General features: G+C 28.6%; 6 protein-coding genes and 1 pseudogene. 1 reads left to right on the forward strand and 6 read right to left on the reverse strand.

Features of this window, described 5'->3' with window-relative positions; all coding sequences use genetic code 11:
• On the forward strand, positions 1–190 hold a 190-nt coding region (locus tag B5E75_RS13945; RefSeq protein ID WP_143746979.1), incomplete at its 5' end, for a PTS sugar transporter subunit IIB.
• Between the two features lie 56 nt (positions 191–246).
• Here the strand turns inward: B5E75_RS13945 and B5E75_RS13950 are convergent.
• The 6 genes and pseudogenes from B5E75_RS13950 to B5E75_RS13975 all read right to left on the reverse strand — a co-directional run bounded on the left by B5E75_RS13950 (position 247) and on the right by B5E75_RS13975 (position 4,278).
• Positions 247–1,236, reverse strand: coding sequence for a Gfo/Idh/MocA family protein (locus B5E75_RS13950; RefSeq protein ID WP_087360510.1), 990 nt, complete (start codon positions 1,234–1,236; stop codon positions 247–249).
• A 106-nt stretch (positions 1,237–1,342) separates the two neighbouring features.
• Positions 1,343–1,816: a hypothetical protein gene (locus tag B5E75_RS13955; protein ID WP_087360512.1), complete on the reverse strand. Its 474-nt coding sequence runs from the start codon at positions 1,814–1,816 to the stop codon at positions 1,343–1,345.
• Between the two features lie 116 nt (positions 1,817–1,932).
• A complete protein-coding gene (locus tag B5E75_RS13960) occupies positions 1,933–2,136 on the reverse strand; it encodes a MurR/RpiR family transcriptional regulator (protein ID WP_087360515.1) in 204 nt (67 codons plus the stop codon).
• A 42-nt stretch (positions 2,137–2,178) separates the two neighbouring features.
• Positions 2,179–2,469 (reverse strand): annotated as a pseudogene (gene tnpA, locus B5E75_RS13965) (IS200/IS605 family transposase); the annotation flags it as partial.
• Between the two features lie 195 nt (positions 2,470–2,664).
• A complete protein-coding gene (locus B5E75_RS13970) occupies positions 2,665–3,513 on the reverse strand; it encodes a Cof-type HAD-IIB family hydrolase (RefSeq protein ID WP_087360518.1) in 849 nt (282 codons plus the stop codon).
• 150 nt (positions 3,514–3,663) lie between these two features.
• Complete coding sequence (locus B5E75_RS13975) at positions 3,664–4,278, reverse strand: hypothetical protein (protein ID WP_143746980.1); 615 nt, start codon at positions 4,276–4,278, stop codon at positions 3,664–3,666.
• Positions 4,279–4,400: the final 122 nt, after the last annotated feature.

Here is a 4,400-nt window from a genome sequence, read left to right on the forward strand (position 1 = left end):
TGCAGAAACAATGATTGAATATTCTATTGAACAAGCCGATGTGATTTTAGTGACGCCACAACTTAAGAGTTCTGTATCAAAGTTTGAAGACCTTGCGAAAGCTGGAACACCTGTGATTTTAATCAGTGATGACGACTTTGTTCAATTCAATGCCAAAAAGGTACTTGAAGAAGCTTTAGCTCAAGTTTAGAGCCATTTCTATTATATCATATTATAAAAATAACTACCTTATGATGGTAGCTATTTTTATAATATATGATCAGCAGGAAAGATGATTCCTGCTTTTTGTCTTGCGCTAGTGAGGATACGATTTACTATTAAACTTTGTTCTAACATTTTATAACATTGTTTTAAATCATGATTTTGACATATTTTTATAAAGCTTTGCCATTCTTCATACATCACATGCTGATGACCAGCATAGATAATATCAGATGTGCCATCATTTTTGATAAGCTTGACTTCTTGAATAAGACTCACAGGACTTTCAATGCATAGACTTCCTTTTGTCCCTTGTATGATATTAAAAGAAGGAGTCTGTTTATCCTTTGCTGCCATACAAATACATTGAAAATGTGGATAATGTAAGATGAAAACACCTGATGTATCAATATGTTGTTCAATATGAGGATAATATTGTATATCTATAGGTTCTCCAAATAATCCCACAATAAAATGGATATGATAAACCTGTAGATCCATCAAAGCTCCTCCAGATTTTTTATAATCAAAAACAGGTAAAATATGCCCTTTCATAAATTCATCATAGCGAGAGGAATATTGACAAAATTGGAGGGATACTAATTTTATATCTCCTAAATCATGAAGATGATTTTTAATATAAGTATACTGAGATAAATACTGATTTGTAATCGCCTCAAAAATAAATAATTGATTTTTAACAGCCAAATCTTTTAATTCTTTAGCTTCTTGATAGTTTGATGTCATTGGTTTTTCAATAATCACATGTTTATGATGTTCTAATGCTTTTTTAGCAAATTCATAATGTAAATGATTAGGAACAGCAATATAAATCACTTCTACTTCATGATCATTTAATAAATCATCATAATTTGTAGAATAATGTTTAAATTTATGTTCTTGAACTAGTCTTTTTAATTTGTCTTGACTCCTTAACGTTCCTGAAATATGGATACATTGTATATCATCCAACTCATGAATAAAAGAAAGTAATTCATCGACAATCTTCCCACTTCCAATGATACCTAGTTTCATTATATGTTCACCATCCTTTAGTCTTATCATAACATAAGTCTATTGACCTACAAATAAAAAAGAGAGCATAAAAATGTTCCCTAGAATATCATTTGAATAAAATAAACTATTTATTCATATTATTTTCTTTTCTTCCTTTTAATATAGCATAAATCAGATTAATAACATATTCTGCTGAAAAAACCTCTATTAATCCATCCATATCTTGATTTTCTGGTGTATAAAACAATAGAGAATCTTGATTCATATTTAATAACTGTTGATGATGACTTCCCATAAGTGAAACTGTATAAATATGGTTTTGTAATAAATATTCTGTAATTTCATATATCTGTAATTGAGAAGCATTTAAACAAATAACAATAGAAACATTATTCTTAGAAATATTTTTAACATATTTTTGATTAAATGTATCATGTAAAGTTGTGAGTAATCCTAAAGATTGAAGTCTATAAACCAATTGCTTTCCAATAATATCATCTATTCCAATAGCATATACATCTATATATGTTGCATTTAATAAACGATTACAAATTCTTGTAATGACATTTTTATCTAATAAAACATTTGTTTTTGTCATAGATAAATCATAAATCTGATAAAGTGTTGTTTGTACATTTTCAAAGCTTGTAAAATATTGACTAAAATTTTGTGTAGAGATATCTTGTATTTTAAAAAGCTCATTTCTTTCAATATTTAAAGTAGATATAAATTCACGATATGTCCTAAACCCAAGTTTTTATAAAATCTCATAACTGAAGCTTGTGAAGTATAACTTCTTTTTCCTAATTCAATACTTGTCATTGCTGATATATCATTATTTTGATCAAGAATAAATTTTTTGATTTGTTTTTCTGATTCTGTCAAATTATGCGTATCCATTAGTTTTTCAATAATCATTTTACATCACCTACTGTCTTTTAAAACACTTATATACAACACTATAGAACACTCATTATCAAATATCATGAGTGTCGACTTTGACTTTAATTGACCCATAAATTCTGATATAGAATATTTTGGTGGAATTTCCAGCAGCATATGTATATGATCGGGACATGCCTGTTCCTCTATAAGTTCTACATCTTTGAATCTGTTAATCAGCAGTATCAATATCTCTATAATGTCTCTTCTTAATTTATTGTATATGATCAGTCTTCTATATTTCGGTACAATAACTATATGATATTTACATCTATATGATGTATGTGATAAACTATTCGTGTCTTTCATAGACAAACCTCCTTTGATTCTTTTGTTCCTTAGCTGCCAGGCTAAGTTCATTGTATCATTGGAGGCTTTTTACTTTCAACGCTCTAAGCTTGATTCTTTTACCACGCGTATAACACGTGGTATTTTTCTACAATTAAAAATGTTCATAGGTTTCACCTCATGAACATTATAATCAATATTTTATGAATGCACAATTTATTTTATTTCTGGCATATATTTATAAATAGCTGCTGCAATACCATCTTCATCATGAGATAAAGTCACATCATCAGCAATAGCTTTTAAATCATCTACAGCATTTGCCATAGCTATTCCAATCCCTGCATATTGAACCATAGAAGCATCGTTATGTCCATCTCCAAAAGCCATCATTTCTTCTTGTTTGTATCCCATTGGTTTTAAAACAGTGTCTAATGCTTTGGCTTTATCAATGCCTTGTGCTGTAAATTCAAAATAAAATGGTCCAGTAAACATACAACTTAATGTATCTTTAAATGGTGCTTCCATTTCTTGATAGTGTGCCTGTAAATATTCTGGATCTGAAGTTGTTAAAATTTTATTTAATGGAAAATCTACAAACTCTGCTAAATCATCAACTTCACATAATTTAAACTTTCCACCACGTGATTCATATTCCATCACATTGAAAGGTTTGCCATTAAACTGAATATAATTATCATAGACATTTGTTACATACATATAATCATCTTTATCAATCATTGGACGTACACGATCAAATTTTTTCATATGTTCTAAAACGGCCTTTGCTTCTTCAACAGTTAAAGCCTGATTAAATAAAACTTCTTCTGTTTGACAATCTACGACCTTTGATCCATTATAACAAACCAATAAACCATTATGTTTATCCATTTCTAACTCTTTTGCTAAATCTCTTAATCCAGATGTTGGTCTACCTGAAGCTAAAATTAAAATGACTCCCTTTTCTTGTACCTTTAACAAAGCTTCTTTTGTTTTTGGTGTCACTATTTTCTGACTATTTGTGAGTGTCCCATCAACATCCATTATGATTACTTTTATTGACATAAATTCTTCCTCCTTCATTACGGGTTCATTTTATCATTCTTCTCATATCCCTCTCAACAAAACGAACAAAAGATGAAAAAAATGTCAAAAAATAATCAAATTATTTTGATTGATGCGAAAAGTCTATCAAAGAATTAACCTTCAATGCTCTCATGACTTTTTTTGATAAGTCCATATTCTATCAACTTCATTATGAAACCTCATGACATATAACCAATGAAATAAAAACATATTCAAAAATATATTCACAAAAGCAACCAACCAGGCACTTTCATAGACATAGAAAACAAGAAAATAGATAAACCCTGATAAAGCAATGATAATAGGTATAAAAATCATATTATATATTATAAGATTAATAGCTATTGTTTCTTGCATATATTGAAAATGCGTCTTAAGATGTTTTAGCAGCAATAAAAGCATCACAATCACAAAAATTATTATAATAGGATCAAAGAAAAATGATTTTCCAAATTCTAAAAGGATATGCAAGAAATCTTCAGTAACTTGACCATACCACCCCTGATTATAAGCAATGATAATCATCAAAATACTGACAATATTAAAAACAAAATTCACAACATGATAATTCATGTTATTCATGATTGCATATTTATTTTTCAAAAATCTGGATTTTTGTTGAGTGACTTGCCTTTCACCATTTAAAATTTCATCAACATTCACTTGAAAATATTTTGCCATATCAATAATGACATCATAATCAGGCATATTCTTGCCATTTTGAATTCCGATATCGGAATTCAAAAAGATATCCCGACTTTCTAAAGATTCCGATAAATAAAAACATAAGACCAACTATCTTTGATGATAATTGGTCTTTTTTGATATGAACCGATTAAAATGTCGGAATCTTTTTTTGTTAAAAT

The organism is Massiliimicrobium timonense (assembly GCF_002160865.1).
Taxonomy (GTDB): domain Bacteria; phylum Bacillota_I; class Bacilli_A; order Erysipelotrichales; family Coprobacillaceae; genus Allocoprobacillus.

Bases quoted from the DNA above. Each gene is read 5' to 3' on its own strand.
- B5E75_RS13970 (WP_087360518.1), bottom strand. From the start codon at position 3,513: ATGTCAATAAAAGTAATCATAATGGATGTTGATGGGACACTCACAAAT.
- B5E75_RS13955 (WP_087360512.1), bottom strand. From the start codon at position 1,816: ATGACAAAAACAAATGTTTTATTAGATAAAAATGTCATTACAAGAATT.
- B5E75_RS13960 (WP_087360515.1), bottom strand. From the start codon at position 2,136: ATGATTATTGAAAAACTAATGGATACGCATAATTTGACAGAATCAGAA.
- B5E75_RS13950 (WP_087360510.1), bottom strand. From the start codon at position 1,236: ATGAAACTAGGTATCATTGGAAGTGGGAAGATTGTCGATGAATTACTT.